This window comes from Mycobacterium sp. SM1 (assembly GCF_018361265.1).
Lineage (GTDB): Bacteria > Actinomycetota > Actinomycetes > Mycobacteriales > Mycobacteriaceae > Mycobacterium.
In genome coordinates, this window is record NZ_JAFLNH010000002.1 from 184,670 (window position 1) to 199,722 (window position 15,053).

Below are 15,053 nucleotides of genomic sequence, written 5' to 3' on the forward strand. Positions count from 1 at the left end.
GCCGGGTAGTTAAGGTCCGAGGGCTGTTGTCAACGATTTCGACTCGTGTGTCGCATGTTTGGGTTCGGGGTCGTTGATGATGGCGGTGATGCTGGTGATCGGTGTGCTGCGTTCGGGCCGATAGGGGTCTTTCTTGTTGTAGCGCGACAGTGGGGATTTGACCTTGCGGACGCTGGTACGTGGTCGCCGGGGTGGGAGCAGGTCAGCGAGCACGGCGCGGCCGATGTGCCCGACGAGGTCGGTGTCGTTGGTCACGTTGGCGGCGTTGACCAGCAGGTCTTTCGCCGTTTCCAAAGCGGTGGTGAAGCTGGCCCGGTCCGGGTCAGTACCGGGGCGGGATTCGACCGCACTGACCATGGCACGCCGCAGCGCCTGGTAGACGGTCAGCAGCGCCCACATTTCCTGTTCGAGTCCGGCCGGGTCGGTCGATCGCAACACGCGGCCGGCGGCCAGAGTGTGCCGCAGCGCCAGGTAGGCGATCTCGTGCTCCCAGCGCTGGTGATAGACGGCGATGAACCGCCGCGCGGGATAGCGGCGCGGGTCGCACAAGGTGGTGGCCAACCGGTAGGCCGCTGTGTAGCGGGTGCCATCAGCGCAGGTGACGGTGATATCGGCGGTGATGATCCGCACCGGCAATGTTCCGATGCGCGACAGGTAGGAGCCGTCGTCGAGGCGCGCGAGTACGGGCAGGCGGCGGGTGGCGCACAGCCGGACGAGGAACTGCGCGCCGGTGCCGGCCAGCTCGGTCAGGAAGGTTTCACCGTCGAATCCGCGGTCGCATAGCACCAGCATCTGTGCGTTGAGCAGGTGCAACAGTCGCCGGGCGTAGTCGGTCTCGCCGGTGGACGGCGGTCCGAACACCGCCCCCAGCAGCGCCCGGGTACCGGTCTCGACCACGCTCATCAGCCTGATCACCGGATACCCGGTGACCCCGAGCGAGGCCTTGAGTTTGCCCAGCCAGCAGCGGTTGCGGTCGCTGTCAGCGACCTTGAACGACACGCACCCATCGAACGCGACGGTGCGATAGTGCCCGAACCGCACGCCTGGGGTGTCCGGTGCGGCCACCGGGCCGGCCAGCACTTCGAATAACGACCGCATCGGTGCGGCGCCAAGGCGGCGACGCAGATCTCGAAGCGCCTTGTCCGACAACGATCTGCGGCGGCCCGGCAGGGCTGCGGTGAGCTTGGCCCAAACCTTGCGGTAACCCAATCCGGGGAATAGGCACATCGCCAGCACGAAGTACACCCCCACCCGCGAGGGCAGCACCCGCAGCCGCCGCTGGGTGCTGCCGGTCTCAGCCAGCACCGCGTCCACCAACTCCACCGGGATCTGCCAGGTCAGCTCGCCCAGATGACCTGGAGCCAAGAGTTCGGCACGACGTACGGATTCGGGCATGGCAGAATTCGGCACCGCGACTCCTCGGTAGCAGAATTGGATCTTCGTCGACCGTTCTTCTACCAGGAGTCGCACCCATATCGTTACACAACACGCGCCACATAAGCACCGCGTGTCACCTTGACAGCTCCCGCGACGCCTTAACTACCCGGCATTGGGCCTAGGGCAGGCCGACGGTTCCCCCGCGAGAGTGCCGCTGTCGACAGACGTTCTTGGGAGACGTGCGGTCGCGTGCCGTGCGGCGATCACCGCCTGTGGCAGGTAGGGACCGGTCGATCCTTCGGCCAGCTCCAGTTGCTGCAGCCCGCGGGCGATGCGGCCACGATCCCAGCCGCGACGGTCCTGCCCGCAGCTCGTCGTCGCAGTGTGCCTACGCTACCGCGCCGGGCTTGAGGTAGGTGACCAGACTGCAGTCGAGGGCCTCGTAGGCGAAGTAGTCCCGGCAGCCACGCAGGTATTTCATGTACCGGTGATAGACCTCTTCGGAGGTGATCTCGATGGCCTTGTCCTTGTTGGCCTCCAGGGTGTCACCCCAGATCGTCAGGGTCTTGATGTAGTGCGGTCGCAGCGATAGCGGTTCGGGGACGACAAAGCCGGCTTTCTCGCCATGCCGGGTCATCATGTCGGTACTGGGCAGGCGACCACCTGGGAATATCTCGGTGACGATGAACTTGATGAATCGTGCCGTCTCAAAGGTGATTTTCTTGCCCCGGGCATGCAGATCATACGGGTGGTAGCTGACGCTGCTTTGAACCGTCATGCGCCCGTCGTCGGGCAATATCGCGAAGCAGTTTTTGAAAAAATCGTCGTAGTTCTCGAAACCGAAGTGCTCGAAGGCCTCGATGGAGACAATCCGGTCGACGGGTTCGCTGAACTGGTCCCAGCCGCACCGCAGCACTCGGTGTGATCGATCGGTGTCGATCGCCTCGAGCACCTGCTGGGAGCGGGCCAACTGGTTCTTCGACAAGGTCAGTCCGATCACGTTGACGTCGTACTTTTCGATGGCCCGCTTCATGGTGGAACCCCACCCGCAGCCGATGTCCAGCAGTGTCATGCCGGGCCGCAGGTCCAGTTTGTCCAGGTTCAGGTCGATTTTGGCGATCTGGGCCTCTTCGAGGGTCATGTCCTCGTGTTCGAAATACGCGCAGCTGTAGGTGCGGCTTGGATCCTGGAACAGGCCGAAGAAATCGTCGGATAAGTCGTAATGCGCCTCAATGTCTTCGCATCGTGTTCGAATCTGCGCGGTGGTGCTGGGGGTGTCAGGCATTGCCGTCGTCATTCTCCTGGATGCTCGGGGCTACGCACCACGAGTTGCCACTGACGTATAACCCTACCCAATGGCGGTCCGGCAGTTGCCGGCATGGCACACAGTGCCCAAGACGCGAAGCCGAAACTACTTTTCCAGTGTGAATTGGTTGACGTCGATGTAACCAATTCGAAAACCCTTGGCGCAGCCGGTGAGATACTTCACATACCGCTCGTAGACCTCTTCGGACTGGATCGCGATGGCCTCGTGCCGGCGTGCCTGCAGGGCGGCAGCCCAGTGGTCGAGGGTCTTGGCGTAGTGCGGCTGCAGCGACTGCATGCGGGTCAGGGTGAAACCGGCTTTAGCCGAGTGCTCCTGCACCTTCTCGATTGACGGCAGCCGCCCCCCCGGGAAGATCTCGGTGAGGATGAACTTCATGAAGCGGGCCAACTCGAACGTCAGCGGCAGGCCGCGTTCGACCATCTGCGGCCCGGTCAGCCCGGTGATCGTGTGCAACAGCATCACCCCGTCGTCGGGCATGGCGCCGTGGGCCATAGCGAAGAAGTCATCGTAGCGGTCGTGCCCGAAGTGCTCGAACGCGCCGATGGAGACGATCCGGTCGACGGGCTCGTCGAACTGCTCCCAGCCCGCCAGCAGCACCCGCCCGCTGCGCGGGGCATCCATCGCGTCAAGCATCTTCTGCACGTGGGCGGCCTGGTTTTTGGACAGTGTCAGGCCAACGACGTTGACGTCATACCTCTCGATCGCGCGCCGCATCGTGGCCCCCCACCCGCAGCCGACATCCAGCAGCGTCATCCCCGGTTGCAAACCCAGTTTGCCCAGCGCCAGGTCTATTTTGGCGATCTGGGCCTCTTCCAGGCTCATGTCCGCACGTTCGAAGTACGCGCAGCTGTAGGTCAAGGTGGGGTCGAGGAACAGCCGGAAGAAGTCATCGGAGAGGTCGTAGTGTGCCTGCACGTCTTCGAAGTGCGGCCTCAGCATTTCGGCCATGGCTGTTGCGCGCCTTTCTGGACTCCAGAACCCCGCAGCGAGTCGACGAGGGCCGCACGGGAGCACCCTGATCCACCCATCGGGCGTTGCAGGCATGCTATCCGATTGCGCCCGCACCGCCTAACCACGACCGACCGGCGCGCCACGATGGTGTCGCGCTCCCATCTGGCGCTACTTCTGCAGCGTGAACTGGTGGACGCTGGTATACCCGTCGGCAAACAAGCGCCCGCACCCGGTGAGGTACTTCATATAGCGGTCATAGACCTGCTGTGACTGTGCGGCGATGGCCTCGTCGCGGTGCGCCTGCAACGCGTCGGCCCACAGCGACAGCGTCCGCGGGTAGTGCTGCCCGAGCTCCTGCACCCGGGTCACGGCAAACCCGGCTTGGGCGGCGTGATCCTCGACCATGGCCACCGTCGGCAGCTGACCACCGGGGAAGATCTCGGTGCAAATGAACTTGACGAAACGGGCCATCCCCAACGTCAGTGGCAGGCCCCGCCTGTGGCATTCATCCTGGGTGATCGCGGTGATGGTGTGCAGCAGCATCGACCCGTCTTCGGGTAACGCGCGGTAGGCCATGGTGAAGAAGTCAGGGTAGCGTTCGTGGCGGAAATGCTCGAACGCGCCGATGGACACGATCCGGTCGACCTTCTCGTCGAACTCTTCCCAGCCCTGCAGCCGCACTTCGACCGTGCGCGTCGTCGCCATCCCGGCCAGCTTCGCCTCCGCGTAGTCACGCTGGCGCTCGCTGAGTGTCAGCCCGATGACGTTGACGTCGTAGTTCTGGATCGCCCGCTGCATCCCGCCCCCCCAGCCGCAGCCGATGTCGAGCAGCGTCATCCCGGGCTGAAGGCCCAGTTTCCCCAGCGCCAGATCGAACTTGGCGTTTTGCGCCTCGTCGAGCGTCGCGTCGGCGCGCTCGAAATACCCGCAGGTGTAGCCCATCGTGGGCCCTAAGAACAGCTCGAAGAACTCGTTGGAAATGTCGTAAATCGACTGCAATAACGCGTAACGCGGCTCTAACTTAGACACGCTCGCCAATCGTTCCCCAACCCCTGGCCGCGATCAAGCGACAACCCGGCGTGCGTGTCCTGGACCCGGCCCGCGGTGCGCGGGCCGGCAGTGTCACTGCCCGGCGAAATTCCTCTTCAGCTCGCCGACAACCAGATCCCAGAGTTGCTCGGGCAGCTCGTGGCCCATGCCGTCGAGCAGCAGCAGGCGCGAGCCACGGATGGCTCGCGCCACCGCCCGTCCACCGGAGGGCCGCATCAGCTTGTCGGAGCGGCCGTGGATCACCACGGTCGGGGCGGTGATACGCCGGTCATAGCGCACCAGGCTGCCACTGCCCAGGATGGCGCTGAAATGCCGCGGGACGCCCCACGGGTAGTAGCTGCGCTCGTAGCTTTCGATCGCCTCGGCGCGGATCCGCTCCTCCGGAGCGGGATAGGCGGGGCTGCCGATGATCCGGCTGACCCGCACGGCGTTGTCGACGACCACCTCCCGCGGCGACCCGGGCGGCGGCCCCTTGAGCAGCGCTAGCAGGGCGCGCGGTGCCGGCGGCGGCAGGAAAGGGCGGTTGTTGCTGGAGAAAATCACCGCCAGCGAGCGGGTCCGCTCGGCAAACCGCGCCGCGAAGATCTGCGCGATCATGCCGCCCATCGAGGCCCCGACAACGTGCGCACGCTCGATCCCGAGGTGGTCGAGCAGCGCGGCGGCGTCGTCGGCCATGTGTTCCAGCGTGTACAGCGATCGGCTGGGGATTCCCAGCCAGAACTTGATCATCCGGGGCAGCAGCGGTCCGCTGCCACGCCGCGGATCGGTTTTGCCGGACAGGCCGACGTCACGATTGTCATAACGGATGACGCGCAGCCCCTGGGCGACGAGCTTTTCACAGAAGCCGGTGCGCCATAGCAGCAGCTGCGAGCCCAGCCCCATGATCAGCAGCACCGTCGGGTGGTTGGGGTCACCCATGTCCTCGTAATAGATATCCAGCTCACCCGATCGCGCCGTGCCGTAGCGCACTGCGACCGACGCCGCGCCGGCGTCCGGGCATTGCCGACGGCGGCTGTCGGCGGGTTTATCGCCCATGGACGACACCAGTGGCGTCGGGGTTGTACTCGCGGCCGACCTCGACCATGAAGTTGGCGAAGTAGCCGGTGAGCTGGGGATCGGACATCATCTGCCACTGGGGCGCCAGCAGCTTCATGTACCGCTCGACGTAGAGGAACTGCTTGCCGATCAGCACCAGCTCGCGGGGCAGCCTGACGTCATAGGCGTCGGCCAGCGCCGAGAGCTGCCTGCCGATCTCCACGTAGGACATGTCGCCGAGGGTCTTCCTGGTCAGCGGGGTGGCGAAGGCCTCCAGGTCCTTGGCGGCCTGCTCCTGGGGGCGCGTGGTGCCGACCGCGCCCATCAGCACCACGATCTTGCCCGCGGCGGCGTGGTCCTTTTTCACCAGCAGCGCATACACCAGCTCGCGCAGCAGCCAGCGGGTGCGCGGGTCGATGCGGCCCATGATGCCGAAGTCGAAGAACACGATCTTGCCGTCGGCGTCGACGTAGATGTTGCCGGCGTGCAGGTCGCCGTGGAACAGTCCGTGGCGCAGCCCGCCCTCGAAGACGCTGAACAGCAACGCCTTGACCAGCGCAGTGCCGTCGAACCCGGCCTTGCGGATCTCGGCGGCGTTGTCGATACGGATGCCGCGCACCCGCTCCATGGTCAACACCCGTTCGGAGGTGTAGTCCCAGTACACCTGTGGCACCCGGATGTCACGGCCCAGCGGCGAGGCGTTCATGTGCGCCACCCAGGCTTCCATCGACTGTGCCTCCAGGCGAAAGTCCAGCTCCTCGGCCAGGTTGTCGGCGAAATCCGCCACTACATCTTGGGCCGAGAGCCGGCGGCCCAGCTTGGCCAGCTCGACCAGCTGCGCGAAGCGTTTAAGGATCTGCAGGTCCGCGGCGACCCGGCGGCGAATGCCCGGCCGCTGAATTTTGACGACTACCTCCTCACCGCTGTGCAGTGTGGCGTAATGCACCTGGGCGATCGACGCCGACGCGAACGGCTCCTCGTCGAAAGTCGCAAACAACTCCGCGGGATCGCCGCCGAGTTCGCGGGCGAGCAGCTTGCGCACTTCGGCGGGCTTGGCGGGCGGCACTGCGTCCAGCAGGCTGCGGAACTCCCGCGACAGCGATTCCCCGAACGCGCCGGGGCTGGAGGCGATGATCTGCCCGAACTTGACGTAGGTGGGCCCCAGGTCGGCGAAGGTGCGCGGCAGCTCCTTGATCACCTGGTACTGCCAGGGGCCACGCGCGGGGAGCTGGGCCAGGACGCGGGCCGCGGTGCGGGTGAGCTGCCACCCGGTCACTCCGACACGGGCCGCCTCGACCGGCAGGGACACCCGACCCAGCTTGGCTGCCTCGCGGTATTTGGTGGACTCACGGTGTTTGGTGGAACTCACCCCAGCAGTGTGCCAAACGAGAACAACCGTAGGGTGCGGTGATGCGAGTTATCTCCGCGGAGTCGACCGAGCTTTTCGTCGGGCCGCCGGACGCGCCGCTGCAGTTGGCCCGCGTCACCTACACCGGCTGCGCGCAGCCCACGCGGGTTCGAGTTCACGGTCCCGGCCTGACCGGGGAGGGGCTGGCGGCCGCTGGTGCTGGCGCCGTGGAGATCCCGATCACCGTCGAGGCCCCAATCGTCGGGGAGCACCGGCCCGCGCGGGCGCACGCCTGCGGCGTCGGCACGTCGTTCACGTTTACCGTGGCCGAACCCGGGTGGACGGTGTTCATGATCAGCCACTTTCACTACGACCCGGTGTGGTGGAACACCCAGGGCGCCTACACCAGCGGGTGGCGCGCAGACCCGCCGGGGCCGGCCCGTCAGGTCAACGGCTTCGATCTGGTGCGGGCGCATCTGGACATGGCGCGCCGCGAGCCCGAATACAAGTTCGTGCTGGCCGAGGTGGACTATCTCAAGCCTTACTGGGACACCCACCCCGAGGACCGCGCCGTACTACGGCGGCTCATCGAAGACGGCCGCGTCGAGGTGCTGGGCGGCACCTACAACGAACCCAGCACCAACCTCGTCAGTCCGGAGACCACAATTCGAAATCTAGTGTGTGGCATGGGGTTTCAGTGCGATGTGCTGGGCGCGGATCCCGCCACGGCCTGGCAGCTGGACGTGTTCGGCCACGACCCGCAGTTTCCCGCCATGGCCGCCGACGCCGGGCTGACGTCGAGTTCCTGGGCCCGCGGCCCCCATCACCAGTGGGGCCCGATGGCCGGCGGGGGCGTGGCGCGGATGCAGTTTTCCAGCGAATTCGAATGGCTCGCGCCATCGGGTCGTGGGCTGCTCACCCACTACATGCCGGCGCACTACTCGACCGGCTGGTGGATGGATTCGTCGGCCTCGCTGGCCGAAGCCGAGCGAGCCACGTACCGGCTCTACGAGGAGCTGAAGAAGGTCGCGCTGACGCGCAATGTGCTGCTGCCGGTCGGCAGTGACTACACGCCGCCGAACAAGTGGGTGACCGCCATCCACCGGGACTGGGGCGCGCGCTACACCTGGCCGAAGTTCGTGTGCGCGCTGCCCCGGGAGTTCTTTGCCGCCGTGCGCGCCGAACTGGCAGCGCGCGGGTGCCGACCGTCACCGCAAACCCGCGATATGAATCCGATCTACACCGGTAAGGACGTGTCGTTCATCGACACCAAGCAGGCCGGCCGGGCCGCCGAAAGCACCCTGCTGGACGCGGAACGCTTCGCGGTGTTCGCGGCGTTGTTGGCCGGCGCCGACTACCCGCAGGCCGCGCTGGCCAAGGCATGGGCGCAACTGGCCTACGGCGCGCACCACGACGCCATCACCGGCTCGGAATCCGACCAGGTCTACCTCGACCTGCTCACCGGGTGGCGCGACGCCTGGGAACTCGGCCGCGCCGCCCGTGACAACGCGGTGACGCTGCTCTCCGCCGCGCTGTCCCCCGCGGTGGCCGGTGACCGGCGGCCCATAGCGGTCGTGTGGAACCCGCTGGCGCACCCGCGCAGCGACATCGTGACGGCCCGGCTCCCACGCGGTGGCGGGGTGCGGGTGATCGACGCCGACGGCGTCGAGGTGCCCACCCACGTCGAGCACGACGGGCGCACGGTCAGCTGGCTGGCGCGCGACGTGCCCTCACTGGGGTGGCGGGCCTACCGGCTGGTCACCGGCGATGGGGCGGCCTGGGAGCCGATGCGCGGACCCGAGATCGCCAATGAGCGCTACCGACTGGCCGTTGACCCGGCTCGCGGCGGCGGGGTGTCCGTCCTGCTCGCGGACGGCCGCCAGCTGATCGCCGCCGGCCGGGTGGGCAACGAGCTCGCGCTCTACCAGGAATACCCGGCCCATCCCGTCTCGGGGGAAGGCCCGTGGCAGCTGGCGCCCAAGGGGCCGGTCATCCGCTCGTCAGAAGCACCCGCCGAGGTGCGCGCCTACACCGGCCCGCTGGGTCAGCGGCTGGTCGTCCGCGGCCGGATCGGCACGCTGGCACGCTATACCCAGACGCTCACGCTCTGGCACGGGGTGGCCCGGGTGGACTGCCGCACCCGCATCGACGAGTTCACCGGCGCGGACTGGGTGTTGCGGCTGCTTTGGCCGTGCCCGGTGCCGGGCGCCCTGCCCGTCAGTGAGGTGGGCGACGCGGTGATCGGGCGCGGTTTCGCATTGTGGCACGACCCGGAGACCGGCCGGTGTGTGGACGCCGCCCGACACCCCTGGACTCTGGACAACCCCGCCTACGGCTGGTTCGGGCTGTCCTCGGCCGCACGGGTGCGTGTCGGCGCGGGTGTGCGCGCGGTGTCGGTGGCCGAGGTGGTGGTGCCGGCCGAGACGATGTCTCACTCCCTGGCACGTGGCCTGCTGGTCGCGCTGGTCCGCGCCGGTGTCACCGCCACCTGCGGCAGCGCCGACAAGCCCCGCTACGGTCACCTGGAGGTCGACTCCAACCTGCCGGACTTTCGGATCGCGCTGGGCGGGCCGGGCCACAACGTGTTCACCAAGCGCGTGCTGGCCGAGGCCGACCCGGTGTACACCACCGAACTTGACCGGCAACTCGGCAAGACCGGGCGGGCCCGGGTATGGGTGCCAGCGGCGTCGCCGCTCGCGGCGGCCTGGGTGCCCGGCGCCGACCTGCGTCACCCGCGGGCGCTTCCGGTCCTGGTGATCGCGGCCCGCGACGAGACGCAGCTGTCCTCCGCGATCGGGTCGCTCGCCGACGACCTCGCCGACGCGGAGATCACCGTCACCCAGCAGGCCCCCGCGGGGCTGGGCCCCTTCGAGGGGCGGACGGTCGCGCTGCTCAACCGCGGAACGCCCAGCTTTGCCGTCGACCCCGACGGCACCCTGCACATCGCGCTCATGCGGTCCTGCACGGGCTGGCCGTCCGGCGTTTGGATCACCGAACCGCGCCGCGCCGCGCCCGACGGCCAGGGCTTCCAGCTGCAGCATTGGACCCACACCTTCGACTATGCGCTGATCTCCGGTGAGGGCGATTGGCGGCAAGCGGAAGTCCCGTCCCGCAGCGCGGAGTTCTCCCACCCGCTGGTCGCTGTGGCCGTCCGGCAGCCCGCCGGCACGCTGCCGGCGGTTGGCTCGCTGCTGCATGTGGAGCCGGCCCGCACGGTGCGGGTGGGCGCCCTCAAGGCGGCCGGCAACCCGCTGGCGCGCGGCAGTGCTCGGCGGGTGGATCCGGGCGCGGTGGCGATCCGGCTGGTCGAGACGACCGGGGTCGACACCGACGTCGTCCTCGGCTGCGGGCTCGGCGCGGTGCGTGACGTGCACCACGCCAGCCTGCTCGAACAGCCCCGGCAGCGCCCGCGGCAGGTCACGCTGCGCGGCTTCCAGATCGCTACCGTGCTGGCCAGGCTCGACGTGCCCAGGGCGCTGGCGGGCCCTGGTGATCGGGGTGGCGCGCTGGCGCCCGAAGCCGAGGCCGCCCAGCCGCTCTACGCGCGCTACTGGCTGCACAATCGCGGGCCCGCCCCGCTTGGCGGCCTGCCGGCCGTCGCCCACCTGCGCCCCCCGCGGGTAGCCGCGGAACCGGGCGGCACCGTGGTGCTGCGGCTCACCGCGGCCAGCGACTGCGCCGATCAGGTGCTGGACGGCGTGATCGGGCTGCGCTTCCCGGGCGGCTGGGCGGTCATGCCCGCCGTCCTGCCGTTCACGCTGCGGCCCGGTGAGTACCTGGAGGCCGACGTGGTGGTGGCGGTGCCGGCGAACGCGCCCGCGGGACTGTATCCGGTGCGGGCTCAGCTGCGCCTCACCGGCAGCGAAGTGCCCCCCGCATGGCGGCAGCTGGTCGAGGATGTGTGCACCGTTGCCGTCGGTGTGGTCGGGGAGGAGCGGCTGCTCTATCTCATCGACGGACCGGCCGACGTCGACCTCGCGGCCGGCGAGTCGGCCCGTCTGGGCGTCACGGTTGGCACACACGCCCGCGCCGACCTGGCGGTGGAGGCGCACCTGATCAGCCCCTGGGGGACCTGGGAGTGGATGGGCCCACCGGCACGCGGCGCCGTGCTGCCCGCGCGCGGCAGTGTCGAGCTCGGCTTCGACGTGACGCCGCCGGTGGACCTGGAACCCGGTCGGTGGTGGGCCCTGGTGCGGATCGGCTGCGCGGGCCGGCTGGCCTACTCGCCCGCGGTGATGGTGACCGTCCGATGAGCGTCACTCTCGCTCTGGACATCGGTGGCACCAAGATCGCCGCCGGGCTGGTCGGTCCCGGCGGCGCCCTAGTGCACAGTGCTCGCCGGCCGACGCCGAAAACCCTCGATGCGGAGGAGGTTTGGGCTGCGGTGGCAGAAACCGCCGGGGACGCGCTGCGTGCCGCCGACGGCGCGGTTCGCGCGGTGGGCATTGCCTCCGCCGGTCCCATCGACCGCCAGGCGGGTACCGTCAGCCCGCTCAACATCGCGAGCTGGCGCGGCTTTCCGCTGCGGGACCGGGTCGCGGCGACGGTGCCCGGCGTGCCGGTCCGGCTGAGTGGCGACGGCATCTGCATGGCGCTCGGCGAGCACCGCCATGGTGCCGGGCGGGGCGCACGCTTCCTGCTGGGCATGGTGGTCTCCACCGGTGTGGGCGGCGGATTGGTGCTCGACGGCGCCGTCTACCACGGCCGCAGCGGCAACGCCGGGCACGTCGGTCACGTTGTGGTCGATCCCGCCGGCCAGCCGTGCGCGTGCGGGGGCCGAGGCTGTGTCGAGACGGTCGCGGCCGGCCCGTCGATGGTGCGATGGGCGCGGGACAACGGCTGGGCCGGCGCACCCGGCGCGGGGGCCAAGGAGCTGGCCGCCGCGGCGGCGGCCGGCGATCCGGTGGCCGAGCGGGCGTTTCGTCGCGGTGCTAGGGCGCTCGCGGCGACGATCGCGTCGGTGGCGGCGGTCTGTGACATCGATCTCGTCGTCCTAGGTGGCGGCGTCGCCGACTCCGGTCGGGTGCTCTTCGAGCCGCTGCGCGCGGCATTGCCCGATTACGCCCGGCTGGGCTATCTGGCCGGCCTGCGGGTCGTGCCCGCGGAACTCGGTGGTGACGCCGGACTGATCGGCGCGGCCGCCCTCGCGGGGCTCCGGTGAGCGCGCTGCGTCACGCTGGTCACATCCGTCACGAAATTCACGGGAGGGCCGGCGTGCCATGGTGCCCACCTTCGAGCGATTATCGGGCTTCGGCCCGCAGTGCCGCCGCCGCGCCGGGCCACCCGTGTTTGGGCTGATCGGCGGGCCCACGCTATTGTTGTTGGCGATCCACCGAAGACCGTCGGCCACCGAGAAATCGGTCGAAGGCCCGGGAGCACCCCGGCGGCCCACGCAGGAGGACGAGGCATGGCCGCCGGCGCGCGCCGGCCCCGCCCCGATCGCGTCCTGCGGCGGGGCGCTTGTCGTTCCCGGTCCCGGTCGCGGACGGGACAGGCGGACAAGACACGTCGCAGGGACTCCGAGGAGACGCGCATGGGCCGGGCCGAAAAGGCTGCCACCGTCGCAGAGATCGCCGAGCAGTTCAAGGCCTCCACGGCGACGGTGATCACCGACTACCGTGGCCTGACGGTGGCCAACCTGGCCGAGCTGCGCCGGTCGCTGCGGGGGTCGGCCAGCTATGCCGTGGCCAAGAACACGTTGATCAGGCGGGCTGCCGCGGAGGCCGGGATCGAGGGCCTCGACGAGTTGTTCGTGGGCCCCACGGCGATCGCGTTTGTCACCGGTGAGCCGGTGGATGCGGCCAAAGCCATCAAGACCTTCGCCAAAGACCACAAGGCGCTGGTCATCAAGGGCGGTTACATGGACGGCCACCCGTTGACCGTCGCCGACGTCGAGCGCATTGCCGACCTGGAGTCCCGGGAGGTGTTGCTGGCCAAACTCGCCGGGGCGATGAAGGGCAACCTCGCCAAGGCTGCCGCGCTGTTCAATGCCCCGGCATCACAGCTGGCCCGGCTGCTGGCCGCGCTGCAGGAGAAAAAGGCCACCGGGCAGGAGCAATCCGCCCCGGCTCCACCGGAAGACACCGGCGCGGCCCCGCCGGCGCACGCACCGGCCGAAACCGAATGACTTCGTACCGATTCCGTACCGATTAGGAAGGACCCACACCATGGCCAAGCTCTCCACCGACGAACTGCTCGACGCGTTCAAGGACATGACCCTGTTGGAGCTCTCCGAGTTCGTCAAGAAGTTCGAGGAGACCTTCGAGGTCACCGCCGCCGTCCCGGTCGCGGCCGCGGTGGCCGCCCCGGGCGCGGCCCCGGGCGCCGCCGAGGAGGCCGAGGAGCAAACCGAGTTCGACGTCATCCTCGAGGCCGCCGGCGAAAAGAAGATCGGGGTCATCAAGGTCGTTCGCGAGATCGTCTCGGGACTGGGCCTCAAGGAGGCGAAAGACTTGGTCGACAGCGCGCCCAGGCCGGTTCTGGAGAAGGTCGCCAAGGAGGCCGCCCAGGAGGCCAAGGCGAAACTCGAGGCCGCAGGCGCCACCGTCACCGTCAAGTAGGCGCACCGCACAACCTCGGCAGTCCAATCGGGGGCAGTCCGCGAGCGTGGTCTCCGGCGCGCCGTTGCGCTACAGTGACTCATGCCACAAGCAGGCGGGCAGAGTGGGGCAACGTCGGAGGAAGGATTTGTATGGGTACCGCTATCCAGGTTGAGGGGCTGACCAAGTCCTTTGGGGCCCAGCGGATCTGGGAGGACGTCACGCTCGACATCCCGGCTGGTGAGGTCAGTGTGCTGCTGGGGCCGTCGGGCACGGGCAAATCGGTGTTTTTGAAGTCGCTGATCGGCCTGCTGCGCCCGGAGCGTGGCTCGGTGATTATCGACGGCACCGACATCACCCAATGCACGGCCAGGGAACTCTATGAGATCCGCATGCTGTTCGGGGTGATGTTCCAGGACGGCGCGCTGTTCGGTTCGATGAACATCTACGACAACACCGCGTTCCCACTGCGTGAGCACACCAAGAAAAAGGAAAGCGAGATCCGTGACATCGTCATGGAGAAGCTGGAGCTGGTCGGGCTCGCGGGCGATGAGAAGAAGTTCCCCGGCGAGATCTCCGGCGGCATGCGCAAACGTGCCGGGCTGGCCCGCTCGCTGGTGCTCGATCCGCAGATCATCCTCTGCGACGAGCCCGACTCGGGTCTGGATCCGGTGCGCACCGCCTATCTGAGCCAGCTGCTCATCGACATCAACGCGCAAATCGACGCCACCATCTTGATCGTCACGCATAACATCAACATCGCGCGCACGGTGCCGGACAACATCGGCATGCTATTTCGCCGCAGGCTGGTGATGTTCGGTCCCCGCGAGGTGCTGCTGACCAGCGACGAGCCGGTGGTGCGGCAATTCCTCAACGGGCGCCGGATCGGTCCGATCGGCATGTCCGAGGAAAAAGACGAGGCCACCATGGCCGAGGAGCAGGCTCACCTGGAGGCCGGCCATCACGACGGCGGTGTCGAGGAGATCGAAGGCGTGCCGCCACAGATCACCGCGACCCCGGGCATGCCCGAGCGCAGGGCGGTTGCCCGCCGGCGGGCCCGGGTGCGCGAGATCCTGCACACGCTGCCCAGGCGTGCTCAGGAAGCGATCCTCGACGACCTGGAGGGCACCCACAAGTATGTGGGGCACACGTTCGCCGATGAGGTCGGAATCGGGCGCCATCGCGGGGAGGACGAAGCACCCACCGCGGTCATCCCCACCCAGTAGCGGGACTGACCGGCCGCACCCGCCTCCGAGAAGCCGTCGAACGCCAACATTGCCGGTCAACCTCTTGACGGACGGACGCAAACAGGCCAGTCTGTTGGTCAGCATCGGTGCACGGAACGGCCGAGATGCTCGCCAGCGCGGGTTCCGGTGGCACGATAGTTGAGGAATGCGCAGTCCTGCGCTATCGTTGGACGTTGCGC

11 protein-coding genes and 1 pseudogene are annotated in these 15,053 nt (G+C 68.2%); 5 read left to right on the forward strand and 7 right to left on the reverse strand.

All coding sequences use genetic code 11. The features are described from left to right. Positions 1-9: 9 nt before the first annotated feature. From MSM1_RS10560 to MSM1_RS10590, 7 genes and pseudogenes are all read right to left on the reverse strand, one after another. The gene (locus MSM1_RS10560; protein ID WP_213440082.1) at positions 10-1,395 is read right to left on the reverse strand and encodes an IS4 family transposase; all 1,386 of its coding nucleotides are present in this window, start codon (positions 1,393-1,395) and stop codon (positions 10-12) included. 222 nt (positions 1,396-1,617) lie between these two features. Continuing rightward, positions 1,618-1,740, reverse strand: a pseudogene (locus MSM1_RS10565) (RNA polymerase subunit sigma-24); the annotation flags it as partial. Positions 1,741-1,765: 25 nt separating this feature from the next. Next, positions 1,766-2,662 (reverse strand): cyclopropane mycolic acid synthase family methyltransferase, encoded by an 897-nt coding sequence (locus tag MSM1_RS10570; RefSeq protein ID WP_213442841.1) that lies wholly within the window; start codon positions 2,660-2,662, stop codon positions 1,766-1,768. A gap of 126 nt (positions 2,663-2,788) precedes the next feature. Beyond that, entirely contained in the window at positions 2,789-3,652 is an 864-nt protein-coding gene (mmaA2, locus tag MSM1_RS10575) for a cyclopropane mycolic acid synthase MmaA2 (protein ID WP_213442008.1), read from the reverse strand. A gap of 171 nt (positions 3,653-3,823) precedes the next feature. Continuing rightward, positions 3,824-4,684: a cyclopropane mycolic acid synthase family methyltransferase gene (locus MSM1_RS10580; protein ID WP_213442010.1), complete on the reverse strand. Its 861-nt coding sequence runs from the start codon at positions 4,682-4,684 to the stop codon at positions 3,824-3,826. Between the two features lie 93 nt (positions 4,685-4,777). Next, positions 4,778-5,623 carry an alpha/beta fold hydrolase gene (locus MSM1_RS10585; protein ID WP_374101715.1) on the reverse strand — a complete coding sequence of 282 codons (846 nt, stop codon included), beginning with the start codon at positions 5,621-5,623 and terminating at the stop codon, positions 4,778-4,780. Positions 5,624-5,729: 106 nt separating this feature from the next. Beyond that, on the reverse strand, positions 5,730-7,109 hold the full coding sequence (locus MSM1_RS10590; protein WP_213442014.1) for an AarF/ABC1/UbiB kinase family protein: 1,380 nt from the start codon (positions 7,107-7,109) through the stop codon (positions 5,730-5,732). Between the two features lie 41 nt (positions 7,110-7,150). On the opposite strand from MSM1_RS10590, the gene MSM1_RS10595 reads away from it, so the two are divergent. From MSM1_RS10595 to MSM1_RS10615, 5 genes are all read left to right on the forward strand, one after another. After that, positions 7,151-11,341 (forward strand): NEW3 domain-containing protein, encoded by a 4,191-nt coding sequence (locus MSM1_RS10595; protein ID WP_213442016.1) that lies wholly within the window; start codon positions 7,151-7,153, stop codon positions 11,339-11,341. Then, positions 11,338-12,249 (forward strand): ROK family protein, encoded by a 912-nt coding sequence (locus tag MSM1_RS10600; protein WP_213442018.1) that lies wholly within the window; start codon positions 11,338-11,340, stop codon positions 12,247-12,249. Before MSM1_RS10595 ends, MSM1_RS10600 begins: the two co-directional genes overlap by 4 nt. 372 nt (positions 12,250-12,621) lie before the next feature. Then, positions 12,622-13,215, forward strand: a complete 594-nt coding sequence (gene rplJ / locus MSM1_RS10605; RefSeq protein ID WP_213442020.1) for a 50S ribosomal protein L10 — start codon at positions 12,622-12,624, stop codon at positions 13,213-13,215. Positions 13,216-13,255: 40 nt separating this feature from the next. Further along, positions 13,256-13,648 carry a 50S ribosomal protein L7/L12 gene (gene rplL, locus MSM1_RS10610; protein WP_213442022.1) on the forward strand — a complete coding sequence of 131 codons (393 nt, stop codon included), beginning with the start codon at positions 13,256-13,258 and terminating at the stop codon, positions 13,646-13,648. Positions 13,649-13,779: 131 nt separating this feature from the next. After that, positions 13,780-14,853, forward strand: a complete 1,074-nt coding sequence (locus MSM1_RS10615) for an ABC transporter ATP-binding protein (RefSeq protein ID WP_213442024.1) — start codon at positions 13,780-13,782, stop codon at positions 14,851-14,853. The last annotated feature ends 200 nt before the right edge of the window (positions 14,854-15,053 follow it).

What these genes read in the sequence shown, in the direction of transcription:
- MSM1_RS10585 (WP_374101715.1), bottom strand. Translation starts at nt 5,623, where the DNA reads ATGGGTGACCCCAACCACCCGACGGTGCTGCTGATCATGGGGCTGGGC.
- rplJ (WP_213442020.1), top strand. Translation starts at nt 12,622, where the DNA reads ATGGGCCGGGCCGAAAAGGCTGCCACCGTCGCAGAGATCGCCGAGCAG.
- MSM1_RS10560 (WP_213440082.1), bottom strand. Translation starts at nt 1,395, where the DNA reads ATGCCCGAATCCGTACGTCGTGCCGAACTCTTGGCTCCAGGTCATCTG.
- MSM1_RS10570 (WP_213442841.1), bottom strand. Translation starts at nt 2,662, where the DNA reads ATGCCTGACACCCCCAGCACCACCGCGCAGATTCGAACACGATGCGAA.
- mmaA2 (WP_213442008.1), bottom strand. Translation starts at nt 3,652, where the DNA reads ATGGCCGAAATGCTGAGGCCGCACTTCGAAGACGTGCAGGCACACTAC.
- MSM1_RS10600 (WP_213442018.1), top strand. Translation starts at nt 11,338, where the DNA reads ATGAGCGTCACTCTCGCTCTGGACATCGGTGGCACCAAGATCGCCGCC.
- MSM1_RS10595 (WP_213442016.1), top strand. Translation starts at nt 7,151, where the DNA reads ATGCGAGTTATCTCCGCGGAGTCGACCGAGCTTTTCGTCGGGCCGCCG.
- rplL (WP_213442022.1), top strand. Translation starts at nt 13,256, where the DNA reads ATGGCCAAGCTCTCCACCGACGAACTGCTCGACGCGTTCAAGGACATG.
- MSM1_RS10615 (WP_213442024.1), top strand. Translation starts at nt 13,780, where the DNA reads ATGGGTACCGCTATCCAGGTTGAGGGGCTGACCAAGTCCTTTGGGGCC.